This window comes from Edaphobacter sp. (assembly GCF_028283685.1).
GTDB lineage: Bacteria > Acidobacteriota > Terriglobia > Terriglobales > Acidobacteriaceae > Edaphobacter.
In genome coordinates, this window is record NZ_JAPWKF010000006.1 from 300,232 (window position 1) to 322,861 (window position 22,630).

General features: G+C 60.6%; 15 protein-coding genes and 1 pseudogene. 10 read left to right on the plus strand and 6 right to left on the minus strand.

Features of this window, described 5'->3' with window-relative positions; translation table 11 throughout:
• Window positions 1-39 precede the first annotated feature (39 nt).
• The 4 genes from PW789_RS09860 (at window position 40) to PW789_RS09875 (ending at window position 8,711) form a co-directional block, all read left to right on the plus strand.
• Window positions 40-2,835 (plus strand): Ig domain-containing protein, encoded by a 2,796-nt coding sequence (locus tag PW789_RS09860; protein ID WP_299375157.1) that lies wholly within the window; start codon window positions 40-42, stop codon window positions 2,833-2,835.
• An 88-nt stretch (window positions 2,836-2,923) separates the two neighbouring features.
• Window positions 2,924-4,585, plus strand: coding sequence for an acyl-CoA carboxylase subunit beta (locus tag PW789_RS09865; protein ID WP_299375159.1), 1,662 nt, complete (start codon window positions 2,924-2,926; stop codon window positions 4,583-4,585).
• Between the two features lie 39 nt (window positions 4,586-4,624).
• Window positions 4,625-4,990 carry a cupin domain-containing protein gene (locus PW789_RS09870; protein WP_299375161.1) on the plus strand — a complete coding sequence of 122 codons (366 nt, stop codon included), beginning with the start codon at window positions 4,625-4,627 and terminating at the stop codon, window positions 4,988-4,990.
• Between the two features lie 349 nt (window positions 4,991-5,339).
• The gene (locus PW789_RS09875; RefSeq protein ID WP_299375164.1) at window positions 5,340-8,711 is read left to right on the plus strand and encodes a TonB-dependent receptor; all 3,372 of its coding nucleotides are present in this window, start codon (window positions 5,340-5,342) and stop codon (window positions 8,709-8,711) included.
• Between the two features lie 111 nt (window positions 8,712-8,822).
• On the opposite strand, the gene PW789_RS09880 is transcribed toward PW789_RS09875, so the two are convergent.
• On the minus strand, window positions 8,823-9,200 hold the full coding sequence (locus PW789_RS09880) for a carboxypeptidase-like regulatory domain-containing protein (protein WP_299375167.1): 378 nt from the start codon (window positions 9,198-9,200) through the stop codon (window positions 8,823-8,825).
• Window positions 9,201-9,251: 51 nt separating this feature from the next.
• A complete protein-coding gene (locus PW789_RS09885) occupies window positions 9,252-9,449 on the minus strand; it encodes a hypothetical protein (RefSeq protein ID WP_299375170.1) in 198 nt (65 codons plus the stop codon).
• 151 nt (window positions 9,450-9,600) lie between these two features.
• Between PW789_RS09885 and PW789_RS09890 the strand changes: the two genes are divergently transcribed.
• The 6 genes from PW789_RS09890 (at window position 9,601) to PW789_RS09915 (ending at window position 16,811) form a co-directional block, all read left to right on the plus strand.
• Window positions 9,601-11,118, plus strand: a complete 1,518-nt coding sequence (locus PW789_RS09890) for a M28 family metallopeptidase (RefSeq protein ID WP_367182528.1) — start codon at window positions 9,601-9,603, stop codon at window positions 11,116-11,118.
• Between the two features lie 50 nt (window positions 11,119-11,168).
• Complete coding sequence (locus tag PW789_RS09895; protein ID WP_299375173.1) at window positions 11,169-11,996, plus strand: rhomboid family intramembrane serine protease; 828 nt, start codon at window positions 11,169-11,171, stop codon at window positions 11,994-11,996.
• 241 nt (window positions 11,997-12,237) lie between these two features.
• Window positions 12,238-12,840 (plus strand): hypothetical protein, encoded by a 603-nt coding sequence (locus PW789_RS09900; protein WP_299375176.1) that lies wholly within the window; start codon window positions 12,238-12,240, stop codon window positions 12,838-12,840.
• Complete coding sequence (locus PW789_RS09905) at window positions 12,837-14,132, plus strand: hypothetical protein (RefSeq protein WP_299375179.1); 1,296 nt, start codon at window positions 12,837-12,839, stop codon at window positions 14,130-14,132. The genes PW789_RS09900 and PW789_RS09905 overlap by 4 nt, the downstream gene beginning before the upstream one ends.
• Window positions 14,133-14,274: 142 nt before the next feature.
• Window positions 14,275-15,225, plus strand: a complete 951-nt coding sequence (locus tag PW789_RS09910; protein ID WP_299375182.1) for an aldo/keto reductase — start codon at window positions 14,275-14,277, stop codon at window positions 15,223-15,225.
• 59 nt (window positions 15,226-15,284) lie between these two features.
• Entirely contained in the window at window positions 15,285-16,811 is a 1,527-nt protein-coding gene (locus tag PW789_RS09915) for a DUF6351 family protein (protein ID WP_299375185.1), read from the plus strand.
• Between the two features lie 245 nt (window positions 16,812-17,056).
• Here the strand turns inward: PW789_RS09915 and aspS are convergent, their stop codons facing one another.
• The 4 genes and pseudogenes from aspS to hisS form a co-directional block, all read right to left on the minus strand.
• Window positions 17,057-18,883, minus strand: coding sequence for an aspartate--tRNA ligase (gene aspS / locus PW789_RS09920; RefSeq protein ID WP_299375188.1), 1,827 nt, complete (start codon window positions 18,881-18,883; stop codon window positions 17,057-17,059).
• Window positions 18,884-19,022: 139 nt separating this feature from the next.
• Complete coding sequence (locus tag PW789_RS09925; RefSeq protein WP_299375190.1) at window positions 19,023-20,183, minus strand: acyltransferase; 1,161 nt, start codon at window positions 20,181-20,183, stop codon at window positions 19,023-19,025.
• A 173-nt stretch (window positions 20,184-20,356) separates the two neighbouring features.
• A complete protein-coding gene (locus tag PW789_RS09930) occupies window positions 20,357-21,289 on the minus strand; it encodes a PIG-L family deacetylase (protein WP_299375193.1) in 933 nt (310 codons plus the stop codon).
• 37 nt (window positions 21,290-21,326) lie between these two features.
• Window positions 21,327-22,620: pseudogene (gene hisS, locus PW789_RS09935) on the minus strand (histidine--tRNA ligase).
• Window positions 22,621-22,630: the final 10 nt, after the last annotated feature.

The window sequence follows — 22,630 nt, forward strand, 5'->3', positions numbered from 1 at the left end:
ATGTACAGGTTATTCACGGAGTAAATTGGGGTCTTTCTTATGCTTAGCTTTTTCCTGCCTTCAGTCTCTGTTCGGAGAGGTATCTTTTCGCTGTTCGCAACGCTGTATCTGTGCTTCGTTTTGGGATGTTCGGGGGGGCAAAACAGCTCTTCCATTCCTGCAGCGCCATCCAGCCTGGTTTATCCCCAGACGGCGATCACGGTCATTGTGGGGCAGTCGATTACAGGCAGCACACCTTCGGTGACGGGTACGGTGAGCTCGTATTCGATCAGTCCAGCCCTCCCGGCCGGTCTTACTCTGAATCCATCGACGGGCGTTATTTCGGGAACGCCGACTGCAGCGATTCCTGCTACGACCTTCACCATTACTGCCTCGAACTCCGGCGGTTCGACGACGACAACCATTCAACTGGCCGTGAACGTTCCTGCGCCCACCGGTCTGACGTATCCCCAGACGATCATTTCGGCGATGGTAGGAGTTGCCATCGCATCAGATGTTCCGACAGTGACAGGTACTGTTGTTGCGTATACCGCGTCTCCAGCTCTTCCAGCGGGCTTGAACCTCAATTCAACGACCGGAGCGATTACGGGAACTCCAACGACGGCGGTGACACAAGCCACCTATGTCGTATCTGCAACGAATGCCTCTGGATCAACAAGTGCTTCCCTGCAGATCGTCGTGGCTGCAGCGGTTGCGGCCCCCTCATCGCTGGCTTATCCCCAGGGAAGTGTTTCGGCGACCGTCGGCGAGCCGATTATCCCAAATATCCCTTCTTTCACTGGGACGGTAACGTCGTTTACAGTCTCCCCTGCTTTACCCGTAGGATTGGGGCTGGACAGCGGCAACGGAACGATATCCGGCACTCCAACCAGCATTCTTGGGCAGACATCCTATACGGTGACTGCCTCCAACGCAGGCGGCAGTACGACTGCAACCGTTGTGTTGTCTGTGGGCAAAGCTTATGTGTCATTGATGGATCTGGGTCATGGCAGTGCTATCACTGCCATGCGGTCCGCGAGTAATCGAATTCTTAGCCAAGATCAGAGCGGTCACTGGGTTCTATGGGACAGCAGTTCCAATGCAAAGGTGGCTAGCGGGGACCAGTACTTTCTGGGACAGTCTGTCTACTGGCCCATCGACATTGCAGGTAGCTCCATAGCCATTGGTCAATCAAATGGAGTCGAAGTCCGTTCTTCCTCTGATGGTCATCTCCTTTCGTTGATCGCGTCCCCAACGATGATTGACCCGGTTACTTCGTTTGGAAGGAATGCCTGGTGGAAGCTGGCTTCGGATGGAAGTTACCTCTGCGCCGGGTCCTCTGCCGGCTTGTCGGTGTGGTCATCCACTGGTCAGCAGATGTTTCAGCGACAAGGAGATTATTCAAAGGCTAACGTCTTTGCCGCGCCAGATCAGATCCAAGTTGCGCTTGGTGCTGCGGGTAGCAGTGTCATTGAAACTATTGCCGTCAGCACCGGAGCATCTGCTACGAGTCCAGCTTTTTTCGGTACCTTCAATTCGTGGTTTCTCGACGGGCAGCGTTTCCTTACAAGCACAGGAACGACAGTCTGGACCTATTCCGCGGCGGGAGTTCAGCAAGGGATCGTAGCGTTGCAAAGCGGTGAAATCATAGCTGGGCAGGGAAATTGGATCTCTGTGGCTCTGCCGATCCGGCTTTATCCTTCCTCAATCGCAATCTATGAGGTTGGCGCCAATTCGCCCTCCGCAACCTATGCGACGGCAAACGGTACACAGTTTTTCGCTTCAGGCACGACCATTGGTCTTGTGAATGATCACTACGGTTCCGGTAGTATTGTCGATCTCTCGGCGTCGGCTCCATCCAAGAGCGACTTTACGACTCCTTTTGCGTTCCTAAGTTCGTATACAGCAACAAGCGCAGCGAAGTGGTATGTCTCAAATGAACATGGTGTCATCGCTGATGGCTCAAGTCCTAATGTCGCTGGTGCGTTGGATCTCGGCCAGGCGTGGAGCATTGCCGGAGGAACTACCAGGGCAGCAATTGCAACTGCGAACGGAACGATCACTTATTTGAATCCTGTTCAACTGTCGTCGAATGTATCCATTGCTTTTTCGAGCTCGAAGGTAGCGCTGTCTGCGGACGATACCGTATTGGCAGCAGTCGCAAATTTGAACGATAGTGCCTATTCGCCTGATCGGACTCTAAATTTTTATTCGATGCCGTCGGGCACTCTTGTCAAGAGTCTTCCTAATCAATTGGGCGACGGATCTAACCTGGAACGCATCGATTTCTCACTCGCGGGATCAGGTACGTTTTTTGGACAAATATTCCAGCGTACCGATAGCCGCGCAATCCAAGCCATGACAGGATCAGTTGACGGTACAACATCATTTGCCCTGCCCGCGACATCCAACCAGCCAATTGAAATTTCTCCGGATGGTAGTTTGGTCTCCATATCGAGCGGCCAAGTCGGTTTACCAGCTCCCACGTCGCCGATCTATAAAAATGGCGCACTCGTCGGCGGAGTTACCGGCGGAGCTATAGGATGGCTCGATGACAATACACTCTTGACCAACATCTTTGATGTCGACAGTGTCACTGGGACCTCCCTTGTCTATAAGGGAGCGGTGATCTATAACGCGGCAGGCGTACAGCAGGCGACATCTGCAATTCCGCTGTTGAACCGTATTCAGGTTGTGACATCCGATCAGATTTATTCACCGGAAAAAAACGCTATCTTTTCGTTAGCTACGGGACAGCCAGTGTGGACGGCAACAAAGCCATCTACGAATGGAGCCGTGGTCGGTTCATCCGTTGTTTTTGCCTCCGGGAGTCAAGTGTTTGTCGATTCTCACTAGATCGTGAAGACCAGGATTTCGTGAAAATCCCTCGATCTCAGGTCGCATGGAGATAGGTGCCCGGGCTGCGCTGCTAAAATCGCTGACCATGGCTGCTACGGAAACACCTGCGACTTCCAAGGGGAATCACGACGGGCTGACGCCGCATCAGAGGCGTCTTGCGGAACTGGCTGCGCGGCATGCTATTGCCGAAGAGGGTGGTGGAGCGGAGCGGCGGGCTCGCGAGGAGACGGCGGGGAAGTTGTCGGCGCGGGAGCGTGTCGAGCTGCTGCTGGATGAGGGCACGTTCGAGGAGACGGACAAGTTTGTGACGCATCGTGCGAGTGAGTTTGGTATGGACTCGCAGCGGGTGCCGGGTGATGGATTTGTGACCGGGCATGGGCGTATCGATGGGCGCGTGGTGTTTGTGTTTGCGCAGGACTTTACGGTGTTTGGCGGGTCGCTGTCGGAGGCGAACGCGGCGAAGATCGTGAAGGTGATGGATATGGCGATGAAGGTGGGCGCGCCGGTGATCGGGCTGAACGATTCGGGCGGGGCGCGCATCCAGGAGGGCGTGCTCTCGCTGGCGGGTTATACGGATATCTTTCTGCGCAATACGCTGGCGTCGGGTGTGGTGCCGCAGATCTCGGCGATTATGGGGCCGTGTGCTGGCGGCGCGGTGTACTCGCCCGCGATTACGGACTTCACATTGATGACAGAGAAGACGAGCTACATGTTCGTCACCGGGCCGGACGTGATCAGGACGGTGCTGCATGAGGATGTGACGAAGGATGCGCTGGGCGGTGCGGCGACGCACAACGAGATCTCGGGCGTGGCGCACTTCATGGCGCAGGACGATCGCGAGTGCCTGGCGATGGTGCGCGAGCTGGTGGGGTTTATCCCGTCGAACAATCTCGACGATCCTCCGCGAAGGGCGACGAGCGATCCTGCGGACCGAGCTGACGCTTCGCTTGAGACGATCATCCCGGAGGAGAGCAATCAGCCGTACGACATGGTCGATGTGATTACGCGGATCGTGGATGAGGGATATCTCTTCCAGGTGCATGAGCACTTCGCGCGCAACCTGGTGGTGGGCTTTGCGCGAATGAATGGGCGTCCCGTGGGCATCGTGGCGAATCAGCCGGCGGTGCTGGCTGGCGTGCTGGATATCGACGCGAGTGTGAAGGGCGCGCGGTTCGTGCGGTTCTGCGATGCGTTCAACATTCCGTTGATCACGTTTGAGGATGTGCCGGGGTTCATGCCGGGCACGCGGCAGGAGCATGGCGGCATCATTCGCCATGGAGCGAAGCTGCTGTATGCGTTTGCCGAGGCGACTGTCCCGAAGCTGACGGTGATTACGCGCAAGGCCTATGGCGGCGCATACTGCGTGATGAGTTCGAAGCATCTGCGCACGGATGTGAACCTGGCGTGGCCGACGGCGGAGATTGCGGTGATGGGGCCGGAGGGCGCGGTGAACATCGTCTACAGGCGCGAGCTGGATGCGGTGGTGAAGCGTGCGGAGGCGGTGATGCCGCAGGGCGTGTCGCTGACGGAGGAGCAGAAGCTCGAGGTGCTGGCCGAGGCGCGCAAGGAGAGGGTGGAGGAGTTTCGCGAGCGGTTTGCGAATCCTTACGTTGCGGCAGAGCGCGGCTTTGTAGATGCGGTGATCAAGCCGAGCGAGACGCGTCGCAGGTTGAACACGGCGCTGGATATGCTGGCGACGAAACGCGAAAAGAATCCGGCGAAGAAGCATGGGAATATCCCGCTGTAAGTTTCTGCATCGCGTGGAACGGAGCGTCATCTGAGTGCAATGCCAGCAAACGTGATCTCAACGGCGACAGCGGAGCACTACAGGTGGGGCGGCCCGAACAACAACGAGAGCGATGGCTGGTATCTCGTCCGTACGCCGGAGCTAAACATCATCGAGGAGTTGATGCCGCCGGGTGCTGAAGAGGCGCGGCATCATCACGAACGCGCGCGGCAGTTCTTCTTCGTGCTGGAGGGTGAGCTGACGATGGAGATCGAGCATCATGACTTCACGGTGAAGGCGGGCGAGGGCATCGAGATTCATCCCGGGCAGCAGCACCAGGCGATGAATCGCAGCTCGTCGCCGCTGCGCATCATGGTGACGAGCCAGCCGCCGAGCCATGGAGATCGCATCGACGATAAGCCTTAGACGGGCCTTGAGAGCTGGCGATGAATTGTCTTCAGGTTCGCGCGAAATGTGTCAAGATCGTCTACCCCTCGTATACCGGAATTGGTCACAAAAAAATGTAATTCACCACATTTTTTTCATTGACCTTTGATATGGAGGCCTATAGGTTGACCTCCATATCAAAGACCTCTCCGACAGTCACATGTCGGATTTTCTACTGGCTGTTGATGTCCTCCTCTGCCCGATGAAGGCGCGGTGGCTCTGCAACCAGCGGCGGTCTGATTGATCAGCTGCGGCCCCATGATGAGCACGCAGCACAGCTGAGCCTCTGCATGGTTTCATGCAGAGATATTTTTCCGAGGCCATACAGATGATGAAGACCGCATTCCTCATGCGCCGTCTTGCGGCGGCAGTGTGCCTGCTGGTGGTTGCATTGTTTGCAACCGTGATTGCCAGCGCACAGGAGACAACCGGTGCTATTCAGGGCACCGTTACCGATCCATCCAGTGCTGTGATTGCCGATGCCACCGTTACGGCGACCGGCGACAAACTGATCCGTCCTCAAACAGCGAAGACAGACTCCCACGGCTTTTATCGCCTCAATGCGTTGCCACCGGGCAAATACTCGCTGACGGTGCTGGGCGGCGGTATGTCGGCGAAGGCGATTGATATTAATCTGCTTCCCGGCGGCCTGCCCAATATCAATTTTCAACTTGTCGTCGGAGCCGAGACCGTCATCGACGTGAGCACGGCGGTGGCGCAGGTGGATGTGACGCAGAGCAAGGTGGAGACGACTGTCACCAACGAGGTGTTGCAGGAGATTCCGAAGGGCCGCTCATTCCAGTCGGTGATTCCGTTTGCACCGGGTGCGCGCCAGGAGCCTCTGCAGACGGCGACGCAGACGGCGTCTCAGGTGAGCGCGGCGCTGAACGGCAACCGCACCAATGGGTTCCAGATCGACGGCGCATCGGATACGGAGAACATTTATCTGGCTGAAGGCGTCAACGTCACCGATGTCGTCGGTGGCGGCGTGGGCTTCAATGTGCCCATGGAGTTTGTGCAGGACGTGCAGGTGAAGAGCTCTTCGTTCGAGGCCGAGTATGGCGGAGCGATGGGCGGCGTGGTGAACGTGGTGCAGCAGAAGGGTGGCAGCCAGTGGCATGGCCAGATCATGATGCACTATCGCTCGAGCGCGCTGAATGCGAATGACCAGTGCATCTTCTCGAGCACCTGCGGCCTGCGCAAGGACCCCGGAACGACGACCAACTCCACGACGCGCACGGACCAGGCATCGCAGTACTACCTGGGCAAGCAGGACCACTACAGGGTGATCAATCCGGGCTTCGATATCGGCGGGCCGCTGATGACCGATAAGTTGTGGATGAACATCGGCTATATGCCGGAGTTTTATCGCCAGCGCCGCGACGTGACGTTCACGGGAACGAATCCCGGGCCGCGCAGCTTCTACCAGTCGCAGGATACGCACTTCGGTTATATGCGCCTCGACTATGCGCCGATCAGCAAGCTGCGCGTCTTTGCGAGCTGGAACGATCTGTACACGCGCCTGACGGGCAACGCGCTGCCGAACCCGGACAGCAAGACGGGCCAGGTGAACTCGAGCTCGACGACGGACCCGACGACGTTCCGCACGGACGCCGGGCAGGTGATCCCGACGTCGATCTACATCTTCGGCGGCGATTACACGCCGACGTCGAACCTGCTGGTCTCAGTTCGCTGGGGCTACACGTACAGCAACGCACAGGATCGCGGAAAACCGTCCGGTGTTCGCGCGTTGCTGGATGGAGGATCGGGTGACGGCAAGGGGAATGGCGCGGTTGGCCTGGACGGCTCGACGGTGCCTGCGGCCTATCAGCAGATCTCGGGATATTCCAACCTTGGCGCGAACACGCAGCAGAAATACAACATCCTGCAACGCAAGACACTTAACGCCGACCTCTCTTACCTGAAGACCGGATGGGCGGGCACACACAACTTCAAGGTGGGCTTCATGCGCAACACCACCTTCAATAACCTGAACAGCGGCTACAAGACGGCACTGATCGACTTCTACTACGGCACGGACTATACGCCGGCGACTTCGGCCACGGCCTGCGATAGCGTGATCAGCGCAAATGTGGCTGCCTATGGAGCTTCAGCGGCGGATCATTGCCGCGGCAAGTACGGCTACTTCTTCGTCAACGACTACTCGACCGGCGGCATTGCGCGGGGCGACAACGAGGGCATCTACGTTCAGGACAGCTGGAGCGTGGCGCACACCGGACTCACGATCAACGCCGGTGTTCGCTTCGATCGTGAGTACCTGCCGCCTTACAGCGCGGGCGCTTCGGATATCAGCTTTGGCTTCACCGATAAAGTCGGCCCGCGTATCGGAGCGGCGTATGACGTGTTGCACAATGGCAAGCTGAAGGCCTACGGAAGCTGGGGCAAGTTCTACGACATCATCAAGTACTCGCTTCCGCGCGGCTCGTTCGGCGGCGAGTATTGGCATGAGTGCGTATACGCGCTCGACGATCCAAACTTTGCCGCGGTGCAGCCGGGCAATAACAGCGACGGTCACGCCTGCCCGGCCAGCGGCGGCGCCATCAACCTGGGAAGCAGCTATCGCTTTATCGAGAACCTCGACCTGCGCAAGAACGTGATCAGTACGCAGGACCCCGGTGTCGATCCGAACGTCAAGCCGATGTCGATGCACGAGTTGGTGCTGGGCAGCGACTGGGCGGTCTCGCCGACGCTGAGCATCAAGGCGCGCTATGCTCGCAAGCGTCTGGATAACACGATCGAAGATATCGGCGTGACCGATAACCTCGGTTTCTACATCGGCAATCCCGGACCGGGATACGGCGACCTGCTGCATCGGACGCTTTACTCCAACGACTTCACCTCGCCGCTGTGCCCGAACTGCCCGGCGCAGCCCAAGGCGGAGCGCGACTACGACGGCTTTGAACTACGCGTGATGAAGACTGCAGGATCGCACTACTTCTTCAGTGCTTACTACGCGTACAGCCGCCTGTATGGCAACTATCCCGGACTGACCTCGACCTTCAACACCGATGGTGGCGGCGGTCGTCACAGCCCGAACAACAACCGCTCGTTCGACCAGCCGCAGATGCAGTTCACGGCGCACGGGAAGCCGTTTGGCGGACCGCTGCCGACGGATCGTCCGAATACGCTGGGCGGCTATGGATCGTTCCGGCAGAGGTGGTTCCTGGGGGAGACGCAGCTGGGTCTTTCGCAGGCCATCTACCAGGGCACGCCGGTTTCGACGGCATGGCCGACAGGAACCTCGACGTCTTCGGTGCAGTTTGTCGAGGATCAGAGCAGCTGGGTGCCGATCTCGCGTGGCGGCGATGGTTCGATCATTGCAGGAGCGGTGCAGCACAACCGTCGTACGCCGGGCTACTTCCAGACGGATGCGAATCTGACGCACTACATCAGCGTCAGCAAGCAGCATGAGCCCTGGAAGCTTGGCGCGGAGATCAATGTTTCCAATCTACTGGGACAGCATGCCATAACGGGGTATACCGAGGTTCCGCTAACGGCAGCGGTCTATCCCAACACGACGGCGAATCCCACCGGCTTCGACTTCAACGCAATGATGACGGGATGGGACTACGTCGGCGTCAGCAACACGAAGAAGAATCTGGTTGCCAGCAATTATGCTCTGCCGAATATCTTCCAGACGGGACGCCAGATGAAGATCCTCATCCGGTTTATCTTCTAACTCTTACGGAAGTCCAAACGAGAAGGGGACTGGATATCCAGTCCCCTTTTTTCTTGCTGCAGGCACACGATCGGCGCCGATGCGAACCATGTTGCTGCTGGAGGCGTGAGTCTACTTCTCGATCTTGAGGTTGATGTAGAACTGGTTCTTCATGTCGAAGGAGCTGATGCTTTTGACGGAGCTTTTTTTGCCGTTGTGCTCGGCCCAGATCTCGTAGTCGGTGTTCTGTGCCAGCTGGCCGAAGCGGTAGCTACCCTGGTCGTCGGCGATGAAGCTCTTCACCGTGTGGCCATCCTTGAGGTAGATGACGGCGCCTTTGACGGACCCGGATTCGTCAGTCACCTTGCCCTGAACGACGCGCTGCACAGGGCCTCGCTGCGCGGCAGCCGGTATGGTGACGACTGCGGGAAGGACGACAACTCCCATCAGCGTTGTGGAGGCCAGGGCAGCACGACCGGCAAGCGAGCGAAACTTTTGCAGACTGTTCATAAACCCAGTATACGAACATGGGCTGCGCGAGCGTAGCGGGGAGAGTGAGGGCTAGTCCTCTTCGTCGGTTCCGAGGGGCGTGAGATCTTCGTCGTCGTAGCCGGCTTCGTCGACGGCGGAGAGCTCGATGGGATCGACGGCGACGACCTCCAGCTCGGTGCCGCACTCCTCGCACTGCACCGTTTCGCCGGTGTCGACATCGTCGTTGAGGTCGAGCGGGTTATCGCATTCAGGGCAGACTACAGCCATCGAAGCATCCTCCAGAGATTCTGCAGCAGCGTGGCGCTATGGCACAGGGTGCTGAAATTATTTAGCGGCCAGTTGTGCCATCGCGTCAAGAGAGTGGCTCAGGCGATTAGGATGAAGCCAGCTTCTGCATTCCCAATCATGGAGTGGACGATTGAGCAAGCGCATGGTGAGCGTTTTTCACGGGGCACTGTTTGGAGTGCTTCTGAATGCATCGATTGTTGTGCAGGCGCAGCAACCGGTGACAGCGCCGCCGCCGGATGCTGCGATCGCGGCAGCCCTGCGGCAGGTGTCGGCGGCGGATGTGCAGGCGACGATCGAGAAGCTGGTGAGCTTCAACAATCGCAACACGCTCTCCAGCATGGAGACGGACCTGAAGCCGGGAACAGGAATCAACGCCGCGGCGGACTGGATCGAGTCGGAGTTCCAGCGTATCTCGACGGAGTGTGGCGGCTGTCTTGAGGTGAAGCGCGACGAGTTTGTGGCGCAGCCGCAGTCCGGGCCGACGGCGCGCATCGTGAAGCCGACGAAGCTGACGAATGTTTACGCTGTGTTACGCGGCACCGATCCGGCGCAGGCCGAGCGCAGGGTGCTGGTGACGGGGCATTACGACACGCGCAACACCGATGTGATGAATACGCACGATCCGGCTCCGGGGGCGAACGACGATGCCAGCGGCACGGCGGTTTCGATGGAGTGCGCGCGCGTGCTCTCGAAGCTGAAGTTTCCGGCGACGATTGTGTTTGTGGCAGTCGCGGGGGAAGAGCAGGGGCTGGTGGGCAGCCGTCATCTGGCGCAGGTGGCGAAGGCCGAGGGCTGGCATCTTGAGGCGGTGCTGAATAACGACATCGTCGGCGGCGATACGACGCCGGGCGAGACGGAGCAGAACAAGGCGGTGGTGCGTGTCTTCTCCGAGGGAATCCCGGCGACGGCGACGGCTGAGCAGGCGCGGGCGCTGATCAACCTTGGCGCGGAGAGCGATTCGCCTTCGCGGGAGCTGGCGCGGTCGATTGCGGAGGTGAGCGCGGCGTACTTCAAGTCCTCGACCGAGCGTGCGGGGAAGAACACGCCGCCGGGACGTCCGCGCAGCAACCTGGTCCGGCTGGTGCCGGCGTTTCATCCGGTGCTGATCTTCCGGCGTGACCGCTACCTGCGCGGCGGCGATCACACCAGCTTCAACGCCGAGGGATTTACCGCGGTGCGGATCACGGAGTGGCGCGAGAACTTCGATCATCAGCACCAGACGCTGCGCGTGGAGAACGGCAAGCAGTACGGTGACCTGCTGCCCTATGTCGACTTCGACTACGTGGCGAACGTGGCGCGGATGAACGCGGCGGCGCTGGCGACGCTGGCTTCGGCTCCGGGGGAGCCGCGCGAGGTGCGCATCGGGACGGAGGCGCTGGATAACTCCACCGAGCTGAGCTGGATGGCTCCCGAGGGTGCGCCTGCCGGGACCGGCTATGAGGTGGTGTGGCGGTCGACGGACGATGCGACGTGGACGACGGTCGAGAGTGCGGGGGCGGCGCTGTCGCTGAAGCTGCCGATCTCAAAGGACAACGTTATCTTCGGTGTGCGGTCGGTGGACGCGGCGGGGCATCGCAGCCCGGCGGTGATGCCGACGCCCTCGCGGGCCATGCGGAGTGCCATCCCGGCACAGCCGGCGAAGCAGTAACGGGCCGCCTCGTACGGCAGGGGCCGCGCTGTGGTGAAATAGACGGAGTCATGCCCCGATCCGGACCCATCTCGTTGAACCTGCCGTCGTTTGGCGGCGCTGTGCGGCGGCTGATCCTGATCAACGTCGTCGCGTTCTTTGCTCTGGCGTTGATCTCCTGGGTGTCGCCGGGCTTCGATCGGCTGCTGATGCCGCACATGGTGCTGGAACCGCTGGCGGTGATGCACGGCGAGGTGTGGCAGCTGGCCACGTACTCGCTGGTCAACCCCGGAATCCTGTCGATGGTGTTCGCCATGCTGACGCTGTGGTTCACCGGCTCGCTGCTGGAGAGCTCACACGGCGGCCGCTGGCTGATGGAGCTGTACTGGACGTCGGTGATCGGCGGCGCGGCGGTGGCGACGGCGGTCTCGTTTACGCACGTCTTTGGGCTGCGGCCGGATGTGGCCTCAGTGGGCGCATGGGCGGGTATCTTCGGGCTGCTGATGGCGATCGCCATGCTCTTCGGCGACCAGGAGTTCCTGCTGTGGTTTGTGCTGCGCCTCAAGGCGAAGTACATGGTCGCGATCTACATCCTGATTGCGGTCGCCGTGCTGCTGAAGCAGGCGGACAGCTTCGGTGCGCTGCTGCAGCTTTCGGGCGCGCTGGCGGGCTTCCTGTTTGTGAAGTTTGCGCCGCGCCGGGGATTTGCCTTCGGCATGACGGAGAGCTTCTACGGCGTGCGCAACTCGTATTACCGCTATAAGCGGCGGCGGGCGGCGCGGAAGTTCGAGGTGTACATGCGCAAGCAGAACCGCGAGGTTCACTTCGACGAGGATGGCCGTTACATCGATCCGGACGAGCTGAAGCGCGATCCGAACGACCGCCGCTGGATGAACTGACCTTCCTCCCAAGCCCCGGTTTGCCTGAGGATTTCTGTTAAAAAAGCCTGAGATGCCGGGCATGGTGTAGCTATATGCCACATAACAGGTCTGTTGCCTGGTGGTAATTCTTTACCCAGCATTCATGCATTGTTGTGCAACAATTAAGGTCATTCACCTGCAAAACTGCGTTCGGCACTAGGCTCTTCCTGAGTTTTTGAACTAGGCTTTTTCTCCGAGTAAGGAATTCCAAAGATCTGTCTTGGCAATTCATCCAGCGGTTCCTCATGGAACTGCAAAGGAGTCGTACCTTGCCAAGAATCCTCCCCAAGTTACTTATCCTGACCAGTGTGACGGCGCTGAGCGGCTGCGGTGCGGGCATGATCGGTTTGCCCGGTTCGGAGCTGCTTGCCTCCACAGCGTCATCGGCCACGTCGAGCAACTCCTCGTCGGCAACCCAGTCGGCAACGACGTCGAATGCGTCCACGACGACGAGCGCCTCTTCGGCGACTACGCCGACAACAACGACGACGACTGCCCCAACCACGGTCTCGACGGCAACGGGTTCCCCGACGCCTACAACAACTACAACGCCTACAACTACAACGACGACAACTCCTACGACCACAACCTCGTCGACGACGACCGCGACGGGTTCGGGTACGACCACGACTCCGACCACGACCACGACTCCAACCACGACTGGAACCTCTACAGGAGGCTCCACGGCCACAGCAACGAGCGGTACAGCGACGGGCTCAGGCGGCGGGACTGTGACGACGCCGACGACGACCGACCTCGCCGACGACCTCTGGCGGTACGACGGCGGGTTCGGGTGGAGGTACGACGACCACTTCGCCGGTGACCACTCCTGTCACCACTCCGCCTGTCACCACTCCTGTCACCACTCCACCTGTGACGACTTCGCCGGTGACGACGCCTCCGACGACAACTGATCCAGGTAGCGGTACTGGCACTGGAACGGGTAGCACGACCACTCCACCGGCGACCACGACACCCACCAGCTCCGCGTGCAGCGCGATGGACCTGGGCCAGGGTGCGAACCTCAACGGTTTTCTGCCATTTGCGGCTAACGATGCCTGGCGGCAGAACATCGCTTCGTCGCCGGTGGATGCCAGCTCGGCGGGCATGATCGGCTACATCGGCGGCTCGCATCTGTATGCGAACTTCGGTGCGGGGCTGTATGACGGCGCGACGATCGGCATTCCGTACACCGTGGTCAGCGGCTCGTCGTTCGTCAACGTCAACTACACCGACTATGGCGATGAGAGCGATCCTGGCCCGATGCCCTTCTCGTCGAGCACGGCGATCGAGGGCGATCCCAATGCAGGCGACCGGCACAGCCTTGTGCTGGACCGCGACAACTGCTGGCTCTACGAGCTGGGTAACGCCTACGTGCAGGGCGACGGTTCGTGGAATGCCTCTGCCGGCGCGGTGTGGGACCTGACCAACCTCAATCAGCGTCCCTTCCGCTGGACCTCGACCGATGCAGCCGGCCTGCCGGTGTTTCCGGGGCTGGTGCGTTACGACGAGGTGGCGGCGGGGCACATCGATCACGCGATCCGCGTGACGCTGGCGCGCAGCCGTGCGGCTTTCGTGGCTCCGGCATCGCACTGGGCGGCCAATAACAGCGATCCCAACGCAGCGGTGATGGGCATGCGCCTGCGCCTGAAGGCGGACTTCGACATCTCGTCGTATCCGGCGCAGGCGAAGGTGATTCTGACGGCGTTGAAGAACTACGGCATGATCATGGCCGACAACGGCAGCAGCATGTTCATGATTGGAGCGCCGGACGATCGCTGGAACAACGATGACCTCTCGACGCTGAAGCAGGTACCTGCCTCGGCGTTCGACGTGGTGCAGATGGGAACGGTGTACACGGCGGCGAATGTGCCGACGGGTGCTGCTCCCACGATCAAGAGCTTGACGGCGGATAAGACGGCTGTGGCTGCGGGTACAGCGGTGACGCTGAGCTGGGCGGCGGACAATGCGTCGTACTACATCGTCTCGCCGGAGATCGGTGCGGTGCGCGGAACCAGCGCGACGGTGCATCCCACGAAGACGACGACGTACACGCTGTACGCCACCAACCAGTACGACCGCAGCACGCAGACCATCACCATTACCGTGCAGTAGTGACGGTTTAACCGAAGTCAACCCGCCGCGGCGAAGAGATCTTCTTCTCCGCGGCGTTTTTGTGCGCGAAAAGCGGCTACTGTTCGATGCGCGACGAAACTTTAGGCGAAGGTTTGCAATCCAACCAGGCAGAGGATATTAAATGCAGACCAGAAAACTTGGACACTCCGATATCAGCATCGTGCCAATTGTCTTCGGCGGCAACGTCTTTGGATGGACGATCGACGAGGCGACATCGTTTGCGATTCTCGATGCGTTTGTAGACCGTGGCTTCGATTGCATCGATACGGCGGATGTTTACTCGCGCTGGAAGCCGGGCAACCAGGGCGGCGAGTCGGAGACGATCATCGGCAACTGGCTGAAGCGCTCGGGTAAGCGCGACAAGATTGTGCTGGCCACCAAGGTCGGCATGGATATGGGCGACGGCAAAGAGGGCCTGAAGAAGAAGTACATTCTCGAAGAGGTGGAGGCTTCGTTGAAGCGCCTGCAGACGGACTTCATCGATCTGTACCAGTCTCACAAGGATGATGAGTCGACGCCGATTGAGGAGACGCTGGAGGCTTACGATCAGCTGATCAGGCAGGGCAAGGTGCGCATCATCGGCGCGTCGAACTACAACGGCGCGCGGTTGACGAAGGCGATGGAGACCTCGGAGCAGAAGGGCCTGCCGGTGTATCAGACGCTGCAGCCGGAGTACAACCTGCACACGCGCGAGGAGTATGAGAGGGATCTCGCTCCGGTTGCGGAGAAGTATGGCATCGGCGTGATCACGTACTTCTCGCTGGCGTCGGGCTTTCTTACCGGCAAGTACAAGAGCACGGAGGACACGAAGGGCGCGCAGCGCGAGGCCCGCGTGCAGAAGTACTTCGACGATCGCGGCATAAAGATCCTGAAGGCGCTGGAAGAGGTTGAGAAGCAGACCGGCGCGAAGCAGGCGTCGATCGCGCTGGCATGGCTGCTGGCGCAGCCGACGGTGACGGCGCCGATTGTGAGTGCGACGAGCACGAAGCAGCTGGAGTCGCTGTTTGCGGCGGTTGATCTGAAGCTGACGGCGGAGCAGGTGAAGCTGCTGACGGACGCCAGCGCCTACTGAGCGTAGCGGAAGGCTTCGTCGCTGGAGTCGTCATGCGGCGAGCAGCTATAGTTGCGTCCATGCCTGGACGAACTGTGCTGCTCGCCGCGTTGTGTTTGCTTGCTTCGCCATTGCTGTTTGCTTCGGAGCCGCTGCTTGCTTTGCCGCCATTGCTTGTTTCGCCATTGCCGCGTGCGCAGCCGTGTGAGTCGCTGACGAAGCTGTCCACGGCGAAGGTTGTGGTCGATGCAGCGAAGCCGGTGGTGGAGGGCGCGTTACCGCAGCCGAACGGTGGGGCGAAGCTCTCCGCACTGCCGGCCTTCTGTCGCGTCGCGGTGACGCTGAAGCCGACGGCGGACTCCGACATCCATGCGGAGATCTGGCTGCCGACGGCTGGATGGAATGGCAAGTTGATGGCGGTGGGCAGCGGCGGCTGGGGCGGCTCGATTAATTACAGCAGCATGGCGGAGGCGTTGCGGCGCGGCTATGCCACGGCTGCCACCGATGATGGCCACGTGGGCGACAGCGCGAGCTTCGTCGTGGGGCATCCGGAGAAGTTTGTCGACTTTGCGTACAGAGCCGAACATGAGATGACGGTGGTTGCGAAGGCGGTGGTGGATGCGTTCTATGGGCGCGCGGCACGCTATTCGTATTGGAACGGCTGCTCGGGCGGAGGGCGCGAGGGGCTGCTGCAGGCGTATCGCTATCCCGAGGAGTTCGATGGCATCATCGCTGGTGACCCTGCGGACATGCGACGTAATGCGTGGGCGCTGTGGCTCGCGACGAAGACCTTCAAAGATGCGGTGGACTATATTCCGCCAGCGAAGTACGCGATGATTCATCGCTTCGTGCTGGATGCGTGCGATGCGAACGATGGCGTAAAGGATGGGCTGATCGAAGATCCATCGAGCTGCAAGGTAGACTTCGCGAAGCTTGCCTGCAAAGGCGGCGATGCAGCGGACTGCCTGACGCAGCGGCAGGTGAAGACGGCGCAGACGATCATCAGCCCATTTCGAGATTCGAAGGGGGAGCAGCTCTTTCCTCGTCTGGAGCCGGGGACGGAGATGCGCTGGGCGCGGGTTGCGGGTGGGCCTGATCCAGCGGAGCTTTTCTGGGATCAGTTTCGCTATGTCGTCTACCAGAATGCGCAGTGGGACTGGCGCAGCTTCGATTTGGATCGCGACCCTGCGAAGGCGAATGCGGTAAACAGGGATGTCGACGCGCTCGATCCGCATCTTGAGGCATTTGCGAAGCGCGGCGGCAAGCTGCTGCTGTATCACGGCTGGGCGGATCAGCAGGTGGCTCCGGGATCGACGGTGGAGTTCTACAAGGCGCTGCATGATGTGAACGGCGATTGGGTGCGGCTGTTCATGGCTCCGGGCATGGCGCACTGCTCAGGTGGTGAAGGGCCGGACAGCTTCGACAAGATCGGCGTGATGGAGGACTGGGTGGAGCGGGGCAAGGTGCCTGCGAGGATCGTTGCGTCGCATCATGCTGCGGGGAAGGTGGATCGCACGCGTCCGTTGTGCGCATATCCGCAGGTTGCGAAGTACAAGGGCAGTGGGAGTGTGGATGATGCGGGGAGCTTTGTTTGTGCGGTGAAGTGAAGGTCTGTGCGGACGTTTAGATCCGTGGGTGCCCCATCTTCGCGGTGGTCTTATCGTCGCTAAAAAGGCGGGTTGTATCCGAAGGCACGATGTATTGCCTGCATGTATATCCTGCAAACCCACCTTAGCCGCTACGCAGCGAAGATGGGGCACCCGATTTATCTACTTCGCTGACGGTTGTTAAATAAGAGAAGCAGCGGAGATTGTCCGCTGCTTCTCTTTACTTGGAAGAGGAAACTGTAGCCTTAGCTGCGCGGAGCGATCCTCAGGTGAAGCTCCCGCATCTGTTGTTCGGTTGCGGGGCTGGGGGCGTCGACCATGAGGTCGATGGCCTTGGCGGTCTTGGGGAAGGCGATGACTTCGCGCAGGCTGGTGGCTCCTGCGAGGATCATCACGATGCGGTCGATGCCTAGTGCGATGCCGCCGTGCGGAGGCGTGCCGTATTCGAGGGCTTCGAGGAAGAAGCCGAAGCGCTGCTTGGCCTCTTCGTCGCTCATGCCGAGCGAGCGGAAGATCTCTGCCTGCACGTCCTGGCGATGGATACGGATGGAGCCGGAGCCGAGCTCGGTGCCGTTGAGCACGATGTCGTAGGCGAGTGCTCGGACGGAGCCCTTGTCATTGAAGAGAGCGCCGGACTTGATGTCGTCCTCATGCGGCGAGGTGAAGGGGTGATGCGCCGCGTTCCAGGTCTTCGCCTCCTCGTCCCACTCGTACATGGGGAAGTCGGTGACCCAGAGGAATTTGAAGTCTTCGGCGGTGCCGGTCTGGGTGAAGCGGCCGTGCTTGTCGGCGAACTTCTGCGCGAGCTGCAGGCGCAGCGCGCCGACGCGCTTGTAGATCCACTGACGGTCGAAGTTCCACATCTCGGGCGTGCCGAGTTTAGGAGTGACGACGACGATGAGGTCTTCGGGCGTGGCTTCGAGCTTCTGCGCGATGAGTGCGGCGAGCGGAGCGAAGGTCTCGCTGGTCTTCAGGCGCTCGGTGTCGAGCAGGTCGAGGCCGGTCTCGCCGAAGCCGGTGCGGACTTCCGAGAGCAGCTTCTTGCGCTCGGTGCCGGAGAGGCCGCCGGCCTTCGGAATGATGAAGCCGAGGATGGGCAGCTTCTGCTCGATCTTGAGCGTCTCGCGCAGTGCGGCGTCGAGATCGTCCGACAGCTCGACCATTGCGGGCAGGCGCATGTCGGGCTTGTCGATGCCGTACCTGCGGATGGCGTCGTCGTAGCTCATCTGCAGGAAGGGACCTGAGGGCAGCGTGATGCCTGCGGTTTTGAAGGCCGCGGAGAGAAAGCCTTCGACGGTGCGGAAGATCATCTCCTGCTGCGGGAAGGTCATCTCGAGGTCGATCTGGGTGAACTCGGGCTGACGGTCGGCGCGGAGGTCTTCGTCGCGGAAGCAGCGGGCGATCTGGAAGTAGCGGTCGAAGCCGGAGATCATGAGGATCTGCTTGAAGATCTGCGGCGACTGCGGCAGGGCGTAGAACTCGCCCTCGTGGACGCGGCTGGGGACGAGATAGTCGCGTGCGCCTTCGGGCGTGGAGCGGGTCATGAACGGCGTCTCGATCTCGAGGAAGCCGTCGTTGGAGAGATACTCGCGGATGGCGCGGGCGACGTTGTGGCGCAGCAGGAAGTTCTTCTGCATCTGCTCGCGGCGCAGGTCGAGGTAGCGGTACTTCAGCCGGACCTCTTCGTTGGCGATGGCGTCTTCGGAGGGCGAGAAGGGAGGCGTCTTGCTCTCGTTGAGCAGGAGCAGCTCTTTGACGACGACCTCGATCTGACCGGTGGCCATGTTCGGGTTTTCGAGGCCTTCGCCGCGCTTGCGCACGGTGCCTTTGACGGCGACGACGTATTCGGAGCGGGCGGCCTCGGCCTTGTCGTGGGCGGGCCCGGCGATCTCGATGTCGGAGACGACCTGGGTGATGCCGGTGCGATCGCGGAGATCGAGAAAGATGAGATTGCCGTGGTCGCGGCGGCGGTTGACCCAGCCCATCAGAACCACGTCCTGGCCGTCCTGCTCCACGCGGAGCTCACCGCACTTATGGGTGCGTTGCAAAGTACCTAAAAAGTCGAGTGTCACAATGTCTTCTATTGTACGAAGAGCGGGGCGGATTGGCTAAACGGCAGGGAATAAGGCTGTTTGGTTAGCCTGGCAGTTGGGTAACAGATTGCCCGGCTGCCGATAACGGTGTTTCCCGGTATTTGCGGGAGGCTTCGAACTAGGGTGTCGTGGTGCCAGTGACCAGGAAGCGGCGGTTCAGCCAACGGCGCACCGGCTCGTCGTAGAGCTTGAGACAGGCATAGGCGATGGCGATGGCGGTAAAGAACAAAGCCGCACCCCATGCCAGGCCCTGCGCCGGAGTGAATTTCCCCTCGGCCACCCAGGCTGTGTAGATGTAGATGAGCGCGTAGTGCGTGATGTAGAGCGGGTAGGAGATGGCGCCTGAGAAACGGCACAGGCGCGTGGTCATGCGTCCGCTGACCTGCTCGCCCGCACCCATGGCCACGATGACCGGGTACAAGAGGATGACGACGAGTGCCTCGTAGAGGCCGTTCTTCCAGCCTGTGGCTGGCGTGCCGAAGCGCGGCAGGACGAAAGAGAGGACGAGCGGCAGGCTGCACCAGAGGAAAGCGTTGCGAACGTGGATGCGTATTTGCATCCTTTGCAGGAGCATGCCGGCCAGGAATGGGTAAAACAGCCGAATAAAGCCGATTTTAAGTTCGAGCGCGTTGAGCGTCCAGCCACCCGTGATGTCGCCGCGCGGCGTGGTGACAAGATAGTGGGTGAGTAAGGCGGCGGAGAGCGCCGCGAGCACCAGGAGCACGCGATTGGATACCTTGCGCAGGCCGAGCGCATAGGCGATGTTTGCGATGTATTCGAAGATAAGCGACCAGGCCGCACTGTCGAGCGGATGCATCTCCTGCCAGCCGCGAATGTCCATGGAGATGGGTATCGGAATGAGCGTGCAGCCGATGAGTGCGATGAGAATGAGCCTGGGCACCGATGTAGCTGCGACAAGTGGAAAGACCCTGGGGCTGGCGCTCTGGTAAAAGAGCAGCGCGCCAAGGAGAGTGCCCATGACGACCATGGGTTGAAGGCGGATGAGGCGGCGCTTGAAGAAGTCCCACAGCGTCATGCGTCGCTGGCCATTTGCAGGGTGCCAGCGGTCGTCGTACGCGTAGGCGACGACAAAGCCAGAGAGCATGAAAAAGAAGTCCACTGCGAGGTAGCCATGGTTGACGATCTGCCTGGCGTGATCGCCGCCGTTCCATGCCTCGCACATGTGGAAGATGACCACGACCATGGCGGCGACGCCGCGGAGGCCGTCGAGTATTTCGAAATGCTGCTTGGGCTGGATGCGTGTATCTGGCTGACTCATGGCCTGGAAAAACGATACACAATCGTTTGCAAAGACGTCTTGCGCTTTGGGCTTAACTACTTATGATCGACCGGCGGTTCCATAATCCAAGGTGAGTCCCTACACGTCGGCTTGTCGTCAGCTGTTCGCGAGGCAGCTGGTCGTATAAGGTTTCTGCGAATGAAGCAGGACGTTTAAATCCGCTCCGCGTGCGCCTTGATATAGCCGTCCAGTGAGTGGTCGGGGCCGATGTAATGGAACTCCTCGGCGTATTCGAGGCCGTATTTGCTGCCGATGCGCTTGTCGCGCTCGAGGAATGCGGCTTCGATGAAGGCATCGTTGGCCGCTTCCTGCGTGCCGGAGAAGGCGGGGATGCGCATGCCCTGCGCGGTGAGCGAGTCGTTGGTGCTGCGGACCATGTTGGTCATCATCGTGCGGCAGGAGCGGATATAGGCGAGCTTCTGCTTCAGCGTTGGTCCGATGTCGACGACGCGATTGACCATCTGCGGACCGCGGGCGAAGTAATACTTTTCGCTGACGGCATGCACCTTCAATCCCGCGTCGAACTGCTCGGGAAAGTCGAGGTGGTCGGCTGACATCCAGCAGGCGGCTTCGACGGCCTGCGCGGTGACGTAGTGATCGGGGTTCTCCTCGTAGTGTCCCCAGGGGTCGTAGCTGAGCACGGTGTCGACCTTGAGAAGGCGGAAGAGGAAGATGAGGCGTACGCGAATCTCCATGCGCGAGACGTCGTCGAGGCCGTGGTTGCGGTAGTGCAGGTCGTAGCGCTTCTTGAGACCGGCGACCTCGACGAAGTGCGCGGCGTCCTGCTCGTTGGCGAGGACGGTCTCGCCGAGGGTGAGGTTGTAGGAGTCCTTCTCATCGTTGCTGACGCGGATGAAGTATCCGGTGTAGCCCTCGTTCAGCAGCTTGGCGATGGTGCCGCCCGCGAAGATGGGGCCGTCGTCGAGATGCGGCGTGATGAGCGCGAAGACCTTGCCCTTGCCGGGCTGGTTCGGATTGGCTCGCTCGATGACCGGCGGCTCGGCTGGGGAGGTCTGCGCACCTGCCTGCGCCGCGCCGGTAAGCCCGGCAGCGGCTGCCATCTTGAAGAACTCTCTGCGTACCATCAGGCCTCGCTGGTCAAACGGAGTTCGGAGCTCTCGATCAGAGTTTCAGTGCCGCTGCTAAACCCTCACGCGGTATCTTTTCCTGCTCGCCTTTGGCAAAGTTCTTGACGGTGAACAGACCGGAGCTGACCTCGTCTTCGCCGACGATGATCATCTTGTTGGCCAGCTTGTCGGCGGTCTCGAAGGAGCGGCGCAGGCGGAAGGCTCCATCGCCGACTTCGATCCGCAGACCGGCCTTGCGCAGCTCGTGCGCCAGCTTGAGGGCCGCGGGGTTCTGCGCCACGCCCATGGGTGCGATGAAGGCGTCGAGCTTGGCAGCCTGCTTCTCTTCGGCCTGCGCCTGCAGCGTCAGGATCAGGCGATCTTCGCCGATGGCGAAGCCGATGCCCGGGGCCTTCGGGCCGCCGAGCATCTCGGAGAGGCCGTCGTAGCGGCCGCCGCCGAGCAGGGCATTCTGCGTACCCAGACCGCTGCCGTCGGGGCACGGTGAACTCGAAGGTGGTGCGGGTGTAGTAGTCCAGGCCGCGTACGAGGCGGGGATCGATGACGTAAGGCACGCCGCAGGCCTCAAGCGCATCCTTGACCTGGTTGAAGTGCTCGCGCGAGTCTTCGCCCAGAAACTCGGCGATCTTGGGCAGGCTGTTGATGATCTCCTGGTCGCCCTCGTCCTTGGAGTCGAGCACGCGCAGGGGATTGGTCTCGGCGCGGCGCTGGTTGTCCTCGCACATCTTGTGCTTCACCGGGGCGAGCGCATCGCGCAGGGCCCGCGAGTAGCGGGCACGGTCGTCGGCCGAGCCGACGGAGTTCAGCGCCAGCCGCCATCCTTTGACGCCCAGCTCGTTGAGCAGCGTCGCCAGCATCTCCAGCACCTCGGCGTCGCGCAGAGCGGAGTCCGAACCGGAGAACTGCGGTCCCAGCACCTCGGCGCCGATCTGCCAGAACTGGCGGTAACGGCCACGCTGAGGACGCTCGCGACGGAACTGCGGCCCGATGTAGAAGAGCTTCTGCAGGATGCCGCTGTCGTTCAGGTGGTGCTCAATATAGGAACGCACGACCCCGGCGGTGTTCTCGGGGCGCAGCGTGAGGGACTGGCCTTTGTCGCTCTCGGCGCGGCCACGGTCCTCCCAGGTGTACATCTCCTTGGAGACGATGTCGGTCTCTTCACCCACACCGCGGGCGAAGAGCTCGGTCGCCTCGAAGAGCGGCGTGCGGATCTCGCCGAAGCCGTAACGGGCAAAGACGCTGCGCGCCGTCGCCTCGACGTGATTCCACAACTCGGTGTCGGGCGGGAGAAGATCCCGTGTCCCTCGTACTGCCTTGATGATTGCCATTCCACTTATC

Bases quoted from the DNA above. Each gene is read 5' to 3' on its own strand.
- PW789_RS09930 (WP_299375193.1), bottom strand. From the start codon at position 21,289: ATGGTACGCAGAGAGTTCTTCAAGATGGCAGCCGCTGCCGGGCTTACC.
- PW789_RS09885 (WP_299375170.1), bottom strand. From the start codon at position 9,449: ATGGCTGTAGTCTGCCCTGAATGCGATAACCCGCTCGACCTCAACGAC.
- PW789_RS09860 (WP_299375157.1), top strand. From the start codon at position 40: ATGCTTAGCTTTTTCCTGCCTTCAGTCTCTGTTCGGAGAGGTATCTTT.
- PW789_RS09910 (WP_299375182.1), top strand. From the start codon at position 14,275: ATGCAGACCAGAAAACTTGGACACTCCGATATCAGCATCGTGCCAATT.
- PW789_RS09875 (WP_299375164.1), top strand. From the start codon at position 5,340: ATGATGAAGACCGCATTCCTCATGCGCCGTCTTGCGGCGGCAGTGTGC.
- PW789_RS09880 (WP_299375167.1), bottom strand. From the start codon at position 9,200: ATGAACAGTCTGCAAAAGTTTCGCTCGCTTGCCGGTCGTGCTGCCCTG.
- PW789_RS09870 (WP_299375161.1), top strand. From the start codon at position 4,625: ATGCCAGCAAACGTGATCTCAACGGCGACAGCGGAGCACTACAGGTGG.
- PW789_RS09865 (WP_299375159.1), top strand. From the start codon at position 2,924: ATGGCTGCTACGGAAACACCTGCGACTTCCAAGGGGAATCACGACGGG.
- PW789_RS09925 (WP_299375190.1), bottom strand. From the start codon at position 20,183: ATGAGTCAGCCAGATACACGCATCCAGCCCAAGCAGCATTTCGAAATA.
- PW789_RS09895 (WP_299375173.1), top strand. From the start codon at position 11,169: ATGCCCCGATCCGGACCCATCTCGTTGAACCTGCCGTCGTTTGGCGGC.
- PW789_RS09915 (WP_299375185.1), top strand. From the start codon at position 15,285: ATGCCTGGACGAACTGTGCTGCTCGCCGCGTTGTGTTTGCTTGCTTCG.